This window comes from Algoriphagus iocasae (assembly GCF_014206875.1).
Lineage (GTDB): Bacteria > Bacteroidota > Bacteroidia > Cytophagales > Cyclobacteriaceae > Algoriphagus > Algoriphagus iocasae.
In genome coordinates this window covers 82,634-98,033 of sequence record NZ_JACIJO010000005.1, presented here as the reverse complement: position 1 = coordinate 98,033, position 15,400 = coordinate 82,634, and the positions used below count along the sequence as shown (strand labels likewise).

General features: G+C 37.7%; 18 protein-coding genes, 1 tRNA gene and 1 riboswitch. Of the genes, 6 read left to right on the top strand and 13 right to left on the bottom strand.

What is annotated here, in order from left to right; translation table 11 throughout:
• The first annotated feature begins 87 nt into the window (after window positions 1–87).
• Window positions 88–549, top strand: coding sequence for a CBS domain-containing protein (locus FHS59_RS21740; RefSeq protein ID WP_184498197.1), 462 nt, complete (start codon window positions 88–90; stop codon window positions 547–549).
• A 28-nt stretch (window positions 550–577) separates the two neighbouring features.
• Here FHS59_RS21740 and FHS59_RS21735 read toward each other — a convergent pair whose 3' ends face one another.
• The 4 genes from FHS59_RS21735 to FHS59_RS21720 all read right to left on the bottom strand — a co-directional run bounded on the left by FHS59_RS21735 (window position 578) and on the right by FHS59_RS21720 (window position 4,195).
• A complete protein-coding gene (locus FHS59_RS21735) occupies window positions 578–1,750 on the bottom strand; it encodes a trans-sulfuration enzyme family protein (protein ID WP_184498195.1) in 1,173 nt (390 codons plus the stop codon).
• Between the two features lie 110 nt (window positions 1,751–1,860).
• Window positions 1,861–1,964, bottom strand: a riboswitch (SAM riboswitch).
• A 58-nt stretch (window positions 1,965–2,022) separates the two neighbouring features.
• Window positions 2,023–2,583 carry an aminoacyl-tRNA hydrolase gene (gene pth / locus FHS59_RS21730; protein WP_184498193.1) on the bottom strand — a complete coding sequence of 187 codons (561 nt, stop codon included), beginning with the start codon at window positions 2,581–2,583 and terminating at the stop codon, window positions 2,023–2,025.
• An 81-nt stretch (window positions 2,584–2,664) separates the two neighbouring features.
• The gene (locus FHS59_RS21725) at window positions 2,665–3,240 is read right to left on the bottom strand and encodes a 50S ribosomal protein L25/general stress protein Ctc (protein ID WP_184498190.1); all 576 of its coding nucleotides are present in this window, start codon (window positions 3,238–3,240) and stop codon (window positions 2,665–2,667) included.
• Between the two features lie 28 nt (window positions 3,241–3,268).
• Entirely contained in the window at window positions 3,269–4,195 is a 927-nt protein-coding gene (locus FHS59_RS21720; protein WP_184498189.1) for a ribose-phosphate pyrophosphokinase, read from the bottom strand.
• A gap of 368 nt (window positions 4,196–4,563) precedes the next feature.
• On the opposite strand from FHS59_RS21720, the gene FHS59_RS21715 reads away from it, so the two are divergent.
• Both FHS59_RS21715 and FHS59_RS21710 read left to right on the top strand, forming a co-directional pair.
• Window positions 4,564–7,287, top strand: coding sequence for a M14 family metallopeptidase (locus tag FHS59_RS21715; RefSeq protein WP_184498187.1), 2,724 nt, complete (start codon window positions 4,564–4,566; stop codon window positions 7,285–7,287).
• Window positions 7,288–7,441: 154 nt separating this feature from the next.
• Complete coding sequence (locus FHS59_RS21710) at window positions 7,442–8,158, top strand: EcsC family protein (protein ID WP_184498185.1); 717 nt, start codon at window positions 7,442–7,444, stop codon at window positions 8,156–8,158.
• A gap of 30 nt (window positions 8,159–8,188) precedes the next feature.
• On the opposite strand, the gene FHS59_RS21705 is transcribed toward FHS59_RS21710, so the two are convergent.
• Window positions 8,189–8,261, bottom strand: a tRNA-Gln gene (locus FHS59_RS21705).
• Window positions 8,262–8,583: 322 nt separating this feature from the next.
• Here FHS59_RS21705 and FHS59_RS21700 point away from each other — a divergent pair.
• Entirely contained in the window at window positions 8,584–8,829 is a 246-nt protein-coding gene (locus FHS59_RS21700) for a hypothetical protein (RefSeq protein ID WP_184498183.1), read from the top strand.
• A gap of 59 nt (window positions 8,830–8,888) precedes the next feature.
• Here the strand turns inward: FHS59_RS21700 and rplI are convergent, their stop codons facing one another.
• From rplI to FHS59_RS21680, 4 genes are all read right to left on the bottom strand, one after another.
• Window positions 8,889–9,332 carry a 50S ribosomal protein L9 gene (gene rplI, locus FHS59_RS21695; RefSeq protein ID WP_184498181.1) on the bottom strand — a complete coding sequence of 148 codons (444 nt, stop codon included), beginning with the start codon at window positions 9,330–9,332 and terminating at the stop codon, window positions 8,889–8,891.
• 39 nt (window positions 9,333–9,371) lie between these two features.
• On the bottom strand, window positions 9,372–9,623 hold the full coding sequence (rpsR, locus tag FHS59_RS21690) for a 30S ribosomal protein S18 (protein ID WP_074226515.1): 252 nt from the start codon (window positions 9,621–9,623) through the stop codon (window positions 9,372–9,374).
• Window positions 9,620–9,991: a 30S ribosomal protein S6 gene (rpsF, locus tag FHS59_RS21685; RefSeq protein ID WP_184498179.1), complete on the bottom strand. Its 372-nt coding sequence runs from the start codon at window positions 9,989–9,991 to the stop codon at window positions 9,620–9,622. The genes rpsR and rpsF overlap by 4 nt, the downstream gene beginning before the upstream one ends.
• Before the next feature lie 129 nt (window positions 9,992–10,120).
• Window positions 10,121–11,050 carry a hypothetical protein gene (locus tag FHS59_RS21680; RefSeq protein WP_184498177.1) on the bottom strand — a complete coding sequence of 310 codons (930 nt, stop codon included), beginning with the start codon at window positions 11,048–11,050 and terminating at the stop codon, window positions 10,121–10,123.
• A 23-nt stretch (window positions 11,051–11,073) separates the two neighbouring features.
• Between FHS59_RS21680 and FHS59_RS21675 the strand changes: the two genes are divergently transcribed.
• The gene (locus tag FHS59_RS21675) at window positions 11,074–11,664 is read left to right on the top strand and encodes a methyltransferase domain-containing protein (protein WP_184498175.1); all 591 of its coding nucleotides are present in this window, start codon (window positions 11,074–11,076) and stop codon (window positions 11,662–11,664) included.
• Here the strand turns inward: FHS59_RS21675 and FHS59_RS23410 are convergent.
• Entirely contained in the window at window positions 11,653–12,237 is a 585-nt protein-coding gene (locus FHS59_RS23410; RefSeq protein WP_317168227.1) for an O-methyltransferase, read from the bottom strand. The two genes, FHS59_RS21675 and FHS59_RS23410, sit on opposite strands and share 12 nt — an antisense overlap.
• Before the next feature lie 196 nt (window positions 12,238–12,433).
• The gene (apaG, locus tag FHS59_RS21665; RefSeq protein ID WP_184498171.1) at window positions 12,434–12,820 is read right to left on the bottom strand and encodes a Co2+/Mg2+ efflux protein ApaG; all 387 of its coding nucleotides are present in this window, start codon (window positions 12,818–12,820) and stop codon (window positions 12,434–12,436) included.
• A 64-nt stretch (window positions 12,821–12,884) separates the two neighbouring features.
• On the opposite strand from apaG, the gene ung reads away from it, so the two are divergent.
• Window positions 12,885–13,547: a uracil-DNA glycosylase gene (gene ung / locus FHS59_RS21660; RefSeq protein ID WP_184498169.1), complete on the top strand. Its 663-nt coding sequence runs from the start codon at window positions 12,885–12,887 to the stop codon at window positions 13,545–13,547.
• A gap of 38 nt (window positions 13,548–13,585) precedes the next feature.
• Here ung and lepB read toward each other — a convergent pair whose 3' ends face one another.
• Window positions 13,586–14,662, bottom strand: a complete 1,077-nt coding sequence (gene lepB, locus FHS59_RS21655) for a signal peptidase I (protein ID WP_184498167.1) — start codon at window positions 14,660–14,662, stop codon at window positions 13,586–13,588.
• 15 nt (window positions 14,663–14,677) lie between these two features.
• Window positions 14,678–15,400, bottom strand: a complete 723-nt coding sequence (gene dapB / locus FHS59_RS21650; protein WP_184498165.1) for a 4-hydroxy-tetrahydrodipicolinate reductase — start codon at window positions 15,398–15,400, stop codon at window positions 14,678–14,680.

Sequence of the window (15,400 nt, the reverse complement as noted above, 5' to 3'; positions counted from 1 at the left end):
ATGGATATATTTTAATAATTGCCTTAATGCTTTTATAAATGCAATTTTTTCGGTAATTTATTCTTTCACCTTTAAATTATTTCATCTATGGTTAAGAGTTTTCAAGGAGTAAGAGTGGTGGAACCAAAAAAATCTCCTACAACCCAAATTTTAGTAAAAGATCATATGAGCACTAATCTGGTGACTTTCAAACCAGATGATTCGATTGACGTGGTATTAGAAGTGCTTACAAAACGAAAAATTTCAGGTGCTCCCGTGGTAGATGAGTCTGGAAGTTTGGTTGGTATAATCTCTGAAGTCGATTGTTTAAAGGAGATTATCAAAGGTCAATACACCAATACACCAAAATTCCCCGGAAAGGTAAGTGAACATATGAGTATAGATGTGATTACACTAGGTCAGGAATTATCACTTTTTGATGCTGCCCAGAAGTTTTTAGAATATAAGATCAGGAGATTTCCAGTTTTAAAAGATGGTCGCCTCATTGGGCAAATAAGTCTGAGTGATGTCATTCGGGCTTTCCCTAAGCTAAAACAAACAACATGGTAAAAATAAAAGGCCCCAATCGGGGCCTTCTTTATTTTGATTGATGCAATGCTCGTTCTACATCTTCGATGATATCATCTACATGCTCAAGACCTACAGAGAGTCTAACCAAGCCATCCGTAATTCCTACACGAGCTCTTTCATCCACTGATAATTTACTATGAGTAGTAGATGCTGGATGAGTGACGATACTTCTACTATCACCAAGATTAGCTGTTACAGAAATCATTTGTAGCTGGTCAATGAATCTTTTGGCTCTTTCAAGTCCACCTTTTAGCGATAAAGTTATGATGCCGCCGCCAAGTTTCATTTGTTTAATGGCAAGATGGTATTGAGGGTGTGATTTCAGGAAAGGATATTTTACATGGTCCAATTCCGAGTTTCCTTCAAAGTAGGTGGCAACTTTAAGGGCATTCTCACAATGTCTATCCATCCTAACTGCCAAAGTTTCCATACTCTTAGAAAGAATCCATGCATTAAATGGAGAAATTGAAGGTCCGGTATGTCTAGTGAAAAACTGGACTTCTTTCATTAATTCTTCAGTTCCTAAGATCAATCCTCCAAGTACTCTTCCCTGTCCATCAATATATTTGGTAGCACTATGAGTGACGATATGAGCACCCCATTTTGCAGGTTGCTGTAAGTATGGCGTTGCAAAGCAATTATCCACCACCAAGATCAAATTATGAGCTTTTGCAAAATTCCCCGCCCACTCCAAGTCTATGATTTCAAGTCCTGGATTAGAGGGAGTTTCAATGAAAAGCATTTTGGTATTTGGCTGTATAAGCTTTTCCCAGTTTTCGATATCAGAAATATCACCATAAGTAGAGGTGATTCCCCATTTAGGAAATACTCGAGTCAAAAGCTGATGTGTAGAGCCGAATAGTGATCTAGATGCCAAGACGTGATCCCCTTGCTGTAGAAGTGAAGCAATACTTCCAAACATTGCGGCCATTCCCGATGCAGTTACTATTCCCGCATCTGTACCTTCTGCAGCACATATTTTCTCAATGAGATCTGTGGAATTAGGATTAGCATAGCGTGAATAGATATTGCCTTGGATTTCATCCGCAAACATCGCTCTTGCCTCTTCTGCTGAATCAAAGGTGAAACTTGAAGTCAGGTAAAGAGGAGCAGAATGCTCTCTTTGATTGGATTTGGATGAATTGATCCGGATAGAATTGGTTTCGAAATGCTTGCTCATAGCGTATTACCTAGAATAAAATTTTCACACATAAAGGCTCATTCGGTTTGAGAAAGTCAAACCACTAGCGGTGAAATCGAACTAAAAAGGGATTATTTCTATGTAAAGCCAATTTATAGTTCCCGCTAAGGGTAGGACTTGGCACCTTTCCCGTAATTCGGGATGGTTGCCAGAGGGTCAATGAGCCTATTCTCTCGCCTCTTCTTTATAAATCAGTTGCCTGAAGTGCTGCAAAGTAAAGCCCTTGTCAGGGTTTTTCCAAATCTATGGATTCAATTATTATGATGGTTCATCGTTCGCTCGATACCAATCGTACAAAAAGCAAGGATCATTTCTATGGCTCGGTCCATAATTAAAGGTAACTCAGCAAATTCATCTTGGGTAAACTTCCCTAAAACATAATCTACTTGTCGGCCTTTTGGATAATCATCTCCTATGCCCATTCGTAATCTCGGATAATTTTGCCCACCAGTCAGGTCTTCGATATTTTTTAATCCATTGTGACCTGCAGCGCTGCCTTTCGGCTTCATTCGTAATTTTCCAAATGGAATAGCCACGTCATCTACCAAAACCAAGACATTTTCTTTTGGGATTTGCAGCTCTTTCATCCAGTAGTTCATTGCTTTTCCACTTAAATTCATGTAAGTAGTTGGCTTGATCATATGGATGTTTCTTCCTTTAAATTTGAATTCCGTTTTGAAAGCCAGTCGGTCACTTTTCCAGCTGACGGACTCTTTATCCGCCAATCTGTCTACCGTTAAAAAACCAATATTGTGGCGGGTCAATTCGTATTCGGGCCCGATATTTCCCAAGCCTACGATGAGATATTTCATAAAGGGATTGATTTCAATGGGTAAAAATAAAAAATCCTGCCCAGTTTCGTAGGCAGGATTTCTTGGTTGATTATTTGAAGATTATTCTTCAGTTTTCTTACCTCTAAGCGCTCTTGGAATACCGATAGTAACCAAAGAAACGTTAGGGCTTGTAAGGATTTCAAAACCTTCAGCTTCCAATTCAGCAACTTTGAAAGACTTACCTAGATCTAGGTTAGAAATATTTGCTTCGATGAAGTCAGGAAGAGAAGATGCAAGACCTTTCACTTTCAACTTTCTAGTTTTGAATTCAAGCTTACCACCTTTTGCAATACCAGGAGAGCTACCAGTAACTTTCACAGGAATTTCAAATTTGATTGGCTTGTCTTCAGTATAAGCCATGAAGTCAGCATGCAGCAACATTTCGCTTACTGGGTGGAATTGAGCATCTTTCAAAACAGCCTTTACGATTGTTCCTTCAATGTTTAATTCTACCAAATGAACTTCAGGAGTATAAATCAAGTCTCTGAACAAAATGATCGGAGAAGAGAAATGGATTTGTTCTGGGATACCTGGTCCATAAACTACGCAGGGAACATTGCCGCTTTCTCTGATTTCGTTAAGAGAGGCACTGTCGAGATTTGCTCTTTTAAACCCTATAATCTCAAGTGTTTTCATAAGATATATATTTAATAAAATTGGTTCTTTAAATAAACAAAGAACTGATAGAGGTGTGTCCTGTCACTGCGTGAATTGCTTTCGCAAATAGGTCTGCCACTGTCAATACCTTGATTTTTGAAGATTTTTGTTTCAAAGGAATAGTGTCAGTGACAACTAATTCTTTTAAAACAGAATTCTCAATGTTTTCATAAGCTTTTCCGGAAAGTACACCATGTGTGACGATGGCTCTTACCGAAGTGGCTCCTTTTTCTGTGATAATCTGTGCTGCTTTACATAAAGTACCTGCAGTATCTACTAAATCGTCAACCAGAATTACATCTTTTCCTTCTACATCCCCAATGACCTGCATAGATGCAATCTCATTGGCTCTTTTTCTGTGCTTATCACAGACTACCATTTCTACTTCGAAATGCTTCGCATATGCCCTTGCTCTAGCTACTCCTCCCACGTCTGGTGCCGCGAAAATCATGTTGTCTAGATTGAGCGAGCTCAAATAGGGCACAAAGATAGCTGATCCATTTAAGTGATCCAAAGGGATGTCAAAAAAACCTTGAATTTGTCCGGCATGAAGGTCGCAAGTCATGATTCTGTCAGCTCCAGCTGAGGTGATCATGTTTGCAATTGCTTTTGCAGCGATAGAAACTCTTGGTCTGTCCTTTCTGTCTTGTCTTGCATATCCGAAATATGGGATAACCGCGCATACTTTGTAGGCACTGGCTCTTTTTGCCGCATCAATCATGAGGCATAATTCAAGAATATTGTCGCTAGGTGGGTTGGTACTCTGAATTAAAAAAACCGTACATCCACGAATGGATTCATCAAAACTAGGGGACATTTCACCATCGCTGAATTTTGACATGGTGAGTTCGCCTAATCTTTTACCGTAGTTTTTTGCGATTTTTTCTGCTAAAACAGTGCTGTTTCCGCCTGAGAAGATTTTGACTTCGGACATATTTGGTGGTTTATTCGGAGAAGAATTGAAAAGCAATTGAGAAACAAAAATAGTAAAATTTGATGGGAAGGCTAAATCAAATGGAATTCATTCAAAATTTATGTTTTTAGTATTTTTTCGGGTTAAATAATTGAAGCGTTACTGAGTCTTTATTAATTGAGAGTAAGAACTTTTTGAATTCTAATTTCACTAATGAAGCATGGAACTCATAAATCAGAATGAAGAGATTTTATTTGAATGCCATTTTTCATTGATGTAATTCTCCGATCCTGTAAAAAAAAAGTAGAAACTAGGACTGCTAAAATGGATACCTCTTTTTTCATGTTATTTTAGGAAAGGTTAATCAACCATCAACCAAATATTATCACATGAAAAAACGATTTACGCTCTTTATTTTAATGTTGAGTATCTGTTCTTTTGGACTGTTTGCTCAATCTATTCCTACACCGAAATCCCATTTCGGTTTTGATATCGGAGACGATTATAAGTTGGCGACATTTTCCCAGTCAGAAGCTTATTTCAAAAAAGTAGCCGATGCCAGTGATAGGGTAAAACTAGTAGAAATTGGAAAGACTGAATACGGAAGAACTCATCCAATGATGATTGTGACCGCACCAGCCAATTTTGAAAAATTGGATCGCTACAAAGAAATCTCCCAAACTCTTGCCCGTGCAGAGATTTCAAAAGAAGAAGCTGAAAAGCTAGTTATAGAAGGAAAACCAGTGGTTTGGATTGATGGTGGCTTACATGCCAATGAGGTTGTCGGACCACATCAGCTTATCGAAACACTTTACCAATTGGCTTCCAGGACGGATGAGGAAACCATGAAGATTTTGGATAATGTAATCATCCTTTTGGTACATGCAAATCCAGATGGTATGGAAATCATGTCTGATTGGTATATGAGAAAGGACAATCCTGAAGAGAGAGATCAGAATATTCCTATTCTTTATCAGAAGTATGTTGGTCATGATAATAACCGTGACTTTTACATGAATAACATGAGTGAAGCGGCAAACATGTCTCTTCAGCAATATGTGGAATGGATCCCTCAGATCATTTACAACCATCACCAATCAGGTCCAGCAGGAACTGTTGTGGCTGGTCCCCCATACAGAGATCCTTTCAATCATGTTTTTGATCCTTTGATCATTACAAGTCTGGATGCGGTAGGCGCTGCTATGATCAATAAGCTTCATCAGGAAGATAAGCCGGGGTATACCCGATTGGATGGCTCAGTTTTCTCGACTTGGTGGAATGGGGGTTTAAGGACTACTCCTTACTATCATAACATTATCGGTATCCTAACAGAGATCATTGGAAATCCAACTCCATCGACAGTCCCTTTGGTTCCTGATAGGTTGATTCCAAACAATGGGACGCCTTATCCTGTGACTCCTCAGGATTGGCACTTTAGAAGATCTATAGATTATTCAGTTTCATTGAATTACGGGATTTTAAACCATGCTGTGAGACATGGAGATGAGTTGCTTTACAATATCTATTTGATGGGGAGAAATGCGATAGAGAAAGGAAGCAAGGATAACTGGACCATGTATCCTAAGTATGCTCAAGCTGTTCAAGAGGAATTTGAAGCGTCTCAAAAGAAGAAGTCTGAGGATGATGAAGACGCGGTATATTTTGGTTTTAGATCAGGTATTCCAACTCAGTTTTATGATTCTGTCTATAAAGATCCTGCGAGAAGAGATCCAAGAGGATATATTCTTTCCGCGGATCAACCTGATTTCCAGACTGCGATTAAATTTTTGAATGCCCTTATTAAATCAGGAATTCTTGTTCATAAAGCGACTGCGGATTTCACAGTGAATGGTAAATCATACCCAGCTGGATCTTATGTTGTCAAAACAGATCAGGCTTTCAGACCACACGTGATTGATATGTTTGAGCCACAAGATCACCCTAACGACTTTTTGTATCCAGGAGGTCCTCCGATTAGACCATATGATGCAGCAGGATGGACTTTGGCTTTCCAAATGGGATCTGAAATCGATCGGGTTATGGATGATTTTGATGGGCCTTTTGAAAGAATGCCTTATGGAGAGATTTTACAGCCAGAGGCAAAACCTTTGGTAAGTGGATCAGGATACTTACTAGATGCGAGAGGTAACAACAGTTTTATGGCTGTCAATGATCTGTTGCAAGCTAAAGTAAAAGTTTATAGAACAAATACTGCTGTAAATGGCCTGCCTGCCGGATCTTTCTATGTAGGTGGAGCAGGTAAAAAGGTTCTTGAAAAAGCTGCTCAAGAATATGGTGTATATCCAGTTGCGGCGAAAGGTATTCCTTCAGGTGCTAAAGAGATCAAGCCAGCAAGAATAGGATTGTTTGATTATTATGGTGGTTCGATGCCTTCAGGTTGGGTAAGATGGATGATGGAGCAATTCCATTTTCCTTATCAGCTAGTATTTCCAAAGGAAATAGATGGAGGAAATCTTAATGATAAATATGATGTGTTGGTGTTTATTGGTCCTGGCATTCCAAGTGAAAACTCTCGTGGATATAACAGAAGACAACCAAAAGAAGAAGATATTCCTGAAGAATACCGTAAAATGCTAGGAGGGATCTCTGTCGATAAGTCTATACCTCAATTGGAAGAGTTTATTAAGAATGGAGGGAATGTAATCACAGTGGGAGATGCTACAGATTTAGCTTACCATTTAGATCTTCCGGTAGAAAATTCTCTTGTAGAAATGGGTCCGAATGGAGAACCAAGACCACTCAGTGGAGAGAAATATTATGTTCCAGGTTCAGTGTTGGAAATGCATGTTGACAATTCTGTGCCGGCAAATTATGGTATGGGTGAAAAAGCATATATCATGTTTAATAGAAGTCCAGTTTTCAAGCTTTCTCCAAATGCTGGAAATGTAGGAGTTAAGCCTATAGCCTGGTTTGGTGAAGAAGAGCCTCTGAAAAGTGGTTGGGCGTGGGGCCAATCTTATTTAAAGAATGGTGTCACTGCATTTGAAGCGAAGATTGGCGACGGGAAGCTATTTGCCTTTGGTCCTGAAATTACCTTTAGAGCGCAGTCTCATGGTACATTTAAAATGTTGTTTAACGGATTGTATAAATAGAATTAGTTAAATGGATTCAAAGCTGTCTCGAAAGGGACAGCTTTTTTTTATGACTTAATTGGAGGTGTCCATACCTAGGTTAACATTGGGATATCAATTGCGTTGTACTGATTTAATGGGTTGAGTAATAAACCTAAAGAAGATTAGAAGTTTTATGGATGTTTATTTAGAATATGTGAGGGCGGAAATTGGTCTTTGGCTTTTTAAAATGAAAAAGAAGTCAGGATTGATTGGGAGAATTACGCATGGAATACAAGGCAAAATTAATAGTTGGATTCCAGAAAAAGTCCACAAAGCTATTTCTGCTGCAATTGAAAACATGGTAAAAGTGGTGATCTCAGGATCAACATTGATAAGACCTAAGCCTGATAAAAACTTGACTCTTCAGCAAAGAGAAGAAAAGGTCAGGAAGCGAATCAAGTGGTATCGGAATACAGCAACTGCAGAAGGCGCAATCACAGGAGCAGGTGGGATATTAATGGGGTTTGCGGACTTTCCGGCATTTCTGACGATTAAGATGAAAATGCTTTTTGATATAGCATCCCTTTACGGTCATGATACAAAAGACTATCAGGAGAGACTGTTTATCCTATATGTTTTCCAATTGAGTTTTTCATCTCAACAAAGAAGAAATGATTTAATTGGTTTGATTGAGGAATGGGATAGTTATAAACTGACTTTACCTTCTGATTTAAAAGAGTTTGACTGGAAGACTTTTCAGCTGGATTATAGAGATTATATCGATCTGGCAAAATTAGCCCAGTTAATACCGATCATTGGAGCAGGGGTAGGGGCAATAGCAAATTACCGACTTACTGAGCACTTGGGAGAATACGCGATGAATGCCTATAGGATCAGATACATAAAATAAAAAAAACCTCTCGAATTTCGAGAGGTTTTGTTGGTCTACTAGGGCTCGAACCTAGACTCTTCTGAACCAAAATCAGACGTGTTGCCAGTTACACCATAGACCAGTAAAATAAGATTTTCCTTTTGGGTATCTCTTAAAGTGTCACAAAGGTAGAATCTCCTTTCTTTTTTTCCAAACTGCTAAAAAAAGTTTTTTTGTCGAAATGGGTAATTGGCTTGCTTTCAGGAGATAAAATTTGCGTTTGTATCAATTGATCAGTTTCAAAGCAGGATTTAGAAAGTGTTATTTAAGTTTTTCAATTGAGCTAATGAAATCGATTGAAAATTGCCATTGTGTTAATTTTCAATTACATATATTGTTTTATATAAAATTATTATTGAGTTTTGATGAAAATATAAAAATCTATCGAATAAAAATTTACTACCATGCAAGTTGAAAAATTAGAAAAAACACTTCCTTCAGTGATTGAGAAGTTAGAAAAGTTAAAAGTTGGAGATTCATTGGCCGCTGAGCTGTCTTGGTGCTGGGTAAGCTTCAAAAATGACAACAATCCTGTTGGGGTTATTGAGAAGTCTCAGAAAGCTATTTCACTTTTTAAAGAAATCAGAGAAACAAACAGCAGAGCAGTATCTAAGAAATTGATCGAGGACCTAGAGAAATCTCTTAATTAAAAGAAAAAAGAAAAGCTCACCAATATGGTGAGCTTTTCTCTTATAGTAATGGGTTGGGCTTATTCGCCTACTACCACAAATTTCACTTCAGTTTTCACTTCTCTGTGAAGATCTACTTCGGCAGCGAATTCTCCTGCACCGTCAACTGGTACATTGATAGAGATCTTTTTTCTGTCGATATCGATTCCATTAGCTGCCAGAGCGTCTGCAATCTGAAGAGTAGTAACTTTTCCGAAGATTTTACCTGATTCACCGATTTTAGCTTTGATTTCAAGAGTCAATGCTTGAAGTTTCTCAGCGATATTTTCAGCTTCAGTTTTAATTTTCTCTGCTTTGTGAGCAGCTTGCTTGATATTCTCGGCAAGGATTTTCTTGTTTGAGCCAGTAGCTAAAACTGCATATCCCTGAGGGATAAGGTAGTTTCTTCCGTAACCAGGCTTTACTTCAACCAAGTCATTTTTATAGCCAAGACCTTTGATGTCTGTTTTTAGAATGATTTCCATTTGTAATGATCTTTTGTGATTGGACGATACAAGACCGAATTATTTCAACCCATCGGTTACGAATGGCAACAAAGCCAAATGTCTTGCTTTTTTGATGGCATTAGCCACTTTCTTCTGATACTTTGCAGAGTTACCAGTAAGTCTTCTAGGAAGAATTTTACCTTGCTCGTTCACAAATTTCAACAAGAAGTTAGGATCTTTGTAATCGATATACTTGATACCATGCTTCTTAAAACGGCAGTATTTTTTTCTGATTTCGCCTCTATTGATCGGCTCGTTTACTAGTGTCATTTGGCTTGCTCCTCCTTAGCTTCAGATTTTTTGTTAAACTCTCCTTTTCTTCTTCTTTCGGCATAAGCAATACCATGCTTTTCCAAAACAGTAGTCAAGAATCTCATCACTTTTTCATCTCTTCTAAATTCTAATTCGAATTTGCGGATGATAGTTGGATCGGCCTTGAACTCAACCAAAACATAAAAACCTGTAGTCTTCTTGTCGATAGTATAAGCCATCTTCTTAAGACCCCAGTTTTCCACATTAATAACATCTGCCCCCTCTTCTTTTAGCAAGTTCACAAACTTGTCTACGGTATCCTTCATCTGAACATCAGACAAAACGGGAGTTAAAATGAATACCGTCTCGTAATTTCTTTGGAACATTTTTAAATGTGTTTAAGGAATTTGAATAAACAGACCGCAAAAGTAAGGGAAATCCAGCTGATATCCAAGGTATTCAAATTTGAAAAAGTACTAATTCCTAAAAAAAAACCTCCATAAGGAGGCTTGTTATTATTTCACTGTGAAGGTTTTCGATCCGACTTGATAATTGTCTACAAATATTCGGACTTCATGATCGCCAGAAACATAGTCTGAACCTTTCTCATAATAGAATGTCAATTCCTGCTCCGTATTATCAAAAATGATATCTTGTTTTACTGTGTAAAATTCCTCTACACCATCCATCATAAATGTACCGGAACCTTTGGCAACATCAAATATAGGCTGGGAATTTGGAGCTAAAATCTGGACATAAACGTTTCTCGGTCCTTTTTCGGCTACTTTATTGTCTGCTAATTGAAAGCTTACTTTTATTCTCTCTATTTGTCTGTTTTTGAAATCCTTGGTAGTTTCTACCCTCTCTTTTCCACGAGAATTGATTGCAGCAATATTGATATTCTCCGCTTTCAGCATAGCCGCGATATTGACTTTCGCTTGCAAATCCTCTTTTTGGATATTTAACTGCGCAACTTCCTCCTCGATTTCTGCCTGAGTCGTTTTTAAATCTTGATTCTCAGCAAAAAGCTGTTGATTCATTGCTCGTAATTCCAATATTTCCTGATCCTTTTCCTCAATCAAACCACTGTAGCTTCTGATTTTTTCATTTAAAGCAGCGATTTCGTTAGAACTTCTTTGTCTGGAAGAATTTCTTTCTGCAATTAATTGATCTCTAACTTCCTCTAAAGCCTGTACATCTCCGCCTAGTTTTTCAATTTCCTGAATTCTCAAATCCAGTTGATAGGTTACAGAATCTAGACGTTTATTAAGTTCATTGTTTTCGGTAGAAAGCAAAATGATTTCTTCCGTCTTTTTACTTCTGTCTACATAATCGGTGTAAAGTTTGATTCCACTAATTATAACTAGAAGGATGAGAACGATTATGATAATATTTTTACCTTGATCTTTCTTGTTGCTTGATTCTGATTCGAAATTAGTGCTCATAATTATTTGAATATGGCTTTTTTATGGCTGTTCTAGACGAAAACTATTGGTCTTGTCGTTATAAGTTTGGTAAAACTGGCTGGGATATTGGATATCCTTCACCTCCCATTGTGCAATATTTAGACCAAATTGAAAATAAGGAGGTTGAAATTCTAATTCCTGGTGCAGGGAATGCCTATGAAGCCATTTATGCTTTTAATAATGGCTTTAAGAAGGTACATGTATTGGATTTTTCTACTTTGCCTTTGGAGAAGTTTAAAGGAAAAGTACCATCCTTCCCCATAGATCAGATACATCTTGAGGACTTTTTCCTTCATCAAGGGAAGTATGATCTAATTATCGAGCAAACTTTTTTTTGTGCATTAGAAATTTCTTTGAGGAAGAAATACGTCGAAAAAATGTATTCACTTCTAAAACCTCAAGGAGTCTTAATGGGTGTCCTATTTAATAGAGATTTTGATAGAGATGGTCCTCCATTTGGAGGGACTAAAGAGGAATATGAGAGTTTATTTAAGCCAAGATTTGATCATGTTTCATTTTCTCCTTGTGATAATTCTATACCTGAAAGAATGGGTTCGGAATTGTTTTTTACCGCAGTAAAATCAAATGGCTAACAAATAATTTGTCTTCTCAATTGGACATTCAAAAAATACTATTCCACATTCATAAAAATCAAGGCTGAGCTTGACAGCCTGATGAGACTTGATTTCTTGCCATGCCCTATTCATCTCCTTTGACCAATAAATGTCCCCGATAGCAATTATGCTGGTGGAGGTTACTTTTTCTAATAACAGTTCGAAATAATGAATAGTGTCTTCGTAGGTGTGCGTTGCATCTATCAATGCAAAGTCAACCACTTGAATTTTTTCAAGCAATAAAGGGAGCTCTTTGTTGATATCCCCGAGGATGAAATCAATGTTTGTATAGCCATGTTTAGGGATGGCTACATTCTGAATGTTTTCTGAGCCTTCAAATGTATAGACTTTGCCTTTGGTAGCTAATGATAAATACCTACTAGTAATCCCCATGCATGTACCCAATTCTAAGACTGTTTTTGCCGGAGTCTGAAGACAAAAGAACTGATACAACAATGCGAATTTTTTTGAACTGGTGCTGTATTTCGTGATGTCTGCTACTTTTCTGTAAAGTGAATTCACTTTTTTTGAACCAGCGCCGAGGTCGTACACTTCAATTGTTTGATCTGAATCCAATAGTTTTTTTCTGTAGGATTCGATTTCTCGAACTGATTCTCTTTGGGTTGTAAGGTGCTTTTTTAGTCCTTGATAAAAATTAAAAACAAAGGGAGATTGAATAGAATAACCTTCTTCTCTTTTAAGCCAATGAATAAAAAAAGCAAAGACCGGGTAGAGTTTTTTGGTCAAATTAATTGTGGAAAATATTTGCTATCATTTGAAATTCAGGGATCTGAGCTTCAAATTTTTTGCCGTCGTAAAGTTTTTCCATAAAATAAACTCCTTTCATTTTACCCAAACCTGACTTCAAATTGCATCCAGATACATAGGTATGAGATTCTCCTTTTTCAAGGATGGGTTGTTGTCCGACTACACCATCACCTTCTACTATTTTTATCGACTCAGCCGCATCAAAAATTTCCCATTTTCTTTTTAATAACTGAACAGTATATGGGCTTTTATTATGAATAGTTACTTTGTAGGTAAATACATAATGGTGTTGGTGTGGGCTAGAAAACTCTGCTTGATAAGTAACCTCGACACTTACTTGAATACCTTCTGTTAATGCAGTTACCATGATGGAATTGTTTAAAAAGAATGTAAAGATACAATTGAAAATTAGAATATCAACAAAATAAACTATGAATGTAAAAATAGAACCAAGTTGGAAATTAGCCTTAAAGGAGTTTTTTCAACAAGATTCTTTCTTAAATCTAGTTTCACTCGTTAAAGACGAATATTCCAAAGAAAAGATTTACCCTGAGGGAAAAGATATATTCAATGCATTCTGGCATTGCCCTTTAGAAAAAGTAAAAGTAGTGATTCTAGGTCAGGATCCCTACCATGGTCCTGGGCAAGCCCATGGGCTGTCGTTTTCTGTTAAGCCTGGCATTCCCTTTCCACCAAGCTTGCTCAATATTTTTAAAGAGTTGAAATCCGATCTAGATCTCGACTTACCTCCAAATGGTGATTTGACGAGGTGGGCAGATCAGGGTGTGTTTTTATTAAATGCTACTTTGACAGTGAGAGCACATCAGGCTGGCTCGCATCAAAAAAAAGGATGGGAAGAATTTACCGATGGAGTAATTAAGACTATTAATGATAGTCGGTCAAATGTGGTATTTCTCCTTTGGGGTGCTTATGCTCAAAAGAAATCTGAGCTCATAGATTCATCCAAACATTTTATTCTTAAAGCTCCTCATCCAAGCCCACTTTCAGCTCATAGAGGGTTTTTGGGATGTAAGCACTTTTCCAAAGCCAATGAGTTTTTAATTTCAACAGGGCAGAAGCCCATTGATTGGTAAAAAAAATAAGCCGGAATTAACTAATTCCGGCCTTTGCTTTAATCTATTCCTTTAAAGAATCGACTCCATCGTATTTTATTGAACATCGATTCATATTTATCTAAGGATAACCATAAGAACCATGCTTTCCCAACTATATGGTCTTCAGGGACAAATCCCCAAAACCTTGAGTCAAGGGAATCATGACGGTTATCTCCCATCATGAAGTAATAGTCCTGCTTGAAAGTATAGCTGTCTACTTTTTGACCATCAATAACTAGTGCTCCATCTTGAAGAACAACTGAATCATGACCCTCATATTTTTCGATTACGAAAGAGTATTTGTCAAGATTTTCCTGAGTTAGTTGAATTGTTTCTCCTTTGGCAGGAACTTTTAATGGTCCGTAAAAGTCTCTGTTCCATTTGTAACTAGGGATATTTGGATAAATACTATCTTCTCTAGTTCCTTCTTTTGCAATTCTCTTTGTTGCTGAAGTCACAACAGGGGAGGATTCAAGTCTGGAAATAACCTCATCAGTTGCGAAAACCATATAACCAGATCCGTCAGAAAATGGATAGAAACTTTCAGGGTTGACACCATATTCCATGAAGAATTCAGCGTTTAGAGGTCTGGAAGTTAATACATCGTAAGAGTATTGCATTTCTTTTGGCTTCATCGCCAATTCTCCGTTGACATATAAATCCGCATTTTTAATCTCAATAACATCTCCCGGGATTCCTACCGCCCTTTTAATGTAATTAGTCTTCAGGTCCGGCGGGTACTGAAATTCTACAGGGTAGTTAAATACGACAACATCATACCTTTCGACATCAGAGAAACCTGGTAGTCTGTAATATGGTAATTGGATGGCATCACTAAAAGATGGGATTTCTGTTCCCCATATTTTTTGGTGAGTCAAAGGTACCTGAAGGGGTGTTTTTGGGATTCTTGTCCCGTAATGCATTTTGCTTACAAATAAGAAATCACCTACTAAAAGTGATTTTTCCATAGAAGCTGTAGGAATCGTAAATGGTTCTAGAAGCAACCATCTAATTAAACTGGCAGCAACCACTGCAAACACCAATGCATCTACCCATTCACGAGTTGGGGATTTTTTCTTTTTTGGCTGGCTCATTTTGTATAAATAATATCAGAAAGATAGAAAATCATCCATCGAAAGCACTCCTTTTTTAGAAGGAATCCATTCGGCAACCAAAACGGCCCCTAATGCAAAGCCTTGTCGGCTATGAGCGGTATGGGTGATTTCTATGTCATCAATTGGAGATTCGTATTTGATAATGTGTGTGCCCGGGGCAGGATCGATTCTTTTGGAAGTGATCTCCACGGATTGATCGGATGATTCCTGTTCACCCTTTAAGTTCCAGGAACTCTTAGACTTTAGGTTTTTGATAATTCCTTCAGCAAGGGTAATTGCTGTTCCAGAAGGTGCATCTTTCTTTGCAGTATGATGAATTTCTTCTACCGAAACTTGATAGCCATCGGTCTCATTCATCAGCTTTGAAAGGAATTCATTCACCTTGAAAAAGATGTTAACTCCTATGCTAAAATTCGATGCATAAAAGAAACTTCCGTTATTGGTAAGAGTCATTTCTTCCACTTCAGCCTTCTTTTCTAGCCATCCGGTAGTACCGACTACGATTGGGATTTGTCTTTGTATAGACCAAGAAATATTTTCAAATGCTGCTTCAGGTTGGCTAAATTCTATAGCCACATCGATAGATTTTGGATCTAACTTATCCAGATCTTCTCTGTTATCAATATTGATTTTTCCGGCAATGGAATGTCCTCGGGATTCGGCAATTTCACCGATGATTTTCCCCATCTTTCCATAACCAAGTAATAAAATATTCAT